The organism is Rhodopseudomonas sp. BR0C11 (assembly GCF_010820945.1).
Taxonomy (GTDB): domain Bacteria; phylum Pseudomonadota; class Alphaproteobacteria; order Rhizobiales; family Xanthobacteraceae; genus Rhodopseudomonas; species Rhodopseudomonas palustris_H.
On record NZ_QTKI01000668.1, the window covers coordinates 1 to 1,534 of the forward strand.

Below are 1,534 nucleotides of genomic sequence, written 5' to 3' on the forward strand. Positions count from 1 at the left end.
GGCGCGGCGGCGCCGAGCAGCGTCGGCAGCAAAGGCGTATGCACCGGCGCACCGCCGGTGAACTGGATCAGCGCGCCGACCGACAGGCCACCGACCACGGCAACCAGCGTCAGCACCGTCAGCGGCACCACCACGGCGAGACCGCCCCAGGCGGGAGCTGCGAGATCGGCGGTCTGGCTGGCGGCGACGAACACCACGCGGAATGCGTAGGCACCGGTCAGCACCGCGGCCGTCGCGGCCAGCAGCCACAACGGCACGCCCCAAGGTCCGCTGCTCCACACCGCGGCAAGCACGGCTTCCTTCGAGTACCAGCCGGCGGTGATCACCGGCAGGCCGGCGAGCGAGGCGGCGCCGACCGCGAAGCTCCAGAACGCCAGCGGCTGGCGATAGCGCGAGCCGCGTAGCGCCTCGATCGCGGTCGAGCCGCCGGCGGCGTGGCTCATCACGCCGGCGCTGAGAAACAGCAGCGACTTGAACACCGCGTGGATAGCGAAGTGCGACAGCGCCACCGCGGGCGCACCGAGCCCGAGCGCCAGCACCATGAAGCCGATCTGGCTCATGGTCGAGAACGCCAGTAGTTTCTTGACGTCGGTCTGGATCAGCGCGACCAGCGCGCCGAGTGCCGCGGTGAGGATGCCGAGCATCGCCACCATGGCGGAGATTTCCGGAGCGGCGGCGAACAGCGGCGCCAGCCGCGCCAGCAGGATCACGCCGGCCGCCACCATCGTGGCGGAGTGCAGCAGCGCCGACACCGGTGTCGGGCCGGCCATCGCGCTGGGCAGCCAGGTGTGGAATGGAAACTGCGCCGACTTGCCGAGCGCGCCGAGCGCGATCAGCCCGGCGATCGGCGCCAGCCGCCACGGATCGATGCCCGGCACCGCGGCCAGCATACCGTCGAGCCGCGTCGTGCCGGCATTCAGGAACAGCATCATCAGGCCGGCGAGCAGGAAGCTGTCGGCGACGCGGGTGGTGATCAGCGCCTTGCGTCCTGACGCCACCGCCTTCGGCAGCTTGTCGTAGAACGCGATCAGCATGAAGCTGCACAGGCCGATGGTTTCCCAGCCCAGGAACAGCAGGATGACGTCGGCGGCGAACACCACCGCCAGCATCCCGGCCAGGAACAGGTTCATCACCGCGAAGAACCGGCGCAGATCCGGCAGCGGTTCGGATGCCATGTAGGCGCCCGAATAGATCAGCACCAACGCGCCAACCAGCACGACCGTGCCGCCGGTGACCATGCTGAGCGGATCCATCGACATCGCGATCTGCGCGACGAAGACGCCGGTATCGATCGACAGTATAGGCACCACCGCGCCGGCGACGCAGACGCCTTCGATGCAGGACAGCCCGACCGGGAAGAACAGGATCGCCGGCAGCACCGCAGCGCCGACGCCGAGCGCAATCACCGCGGCGCGCGACAGCGGCACCGGGATCAACGACAAAATCAGGAAGCCGAGCAGCGCCGGCACCGGGACGAACGGAAGCAGATGCGCCATGCTCACCCCTTCAGCCCGCTGATGGCATCGCTGTCGTC

1 protein-coding gene is annotated in these 1,534 nt (G+C 69.4%); it reads right to left on the reverse strand.

Features of this window, described 5'->3' with window-relative positions; genetic code table 11:
• Positions 1-1,496 (reverse strand): NADH-quinone oxidoreductase subunit 5 family protein (locus tag DYI24_RS26400; RefSeq protein ID WP_164574411.1); only part of this gene is annotated, 1,496 nt, incomplete at its 3' end.
• Positions 1,497-1,534 lie beyond the last annotated feature (38 nt).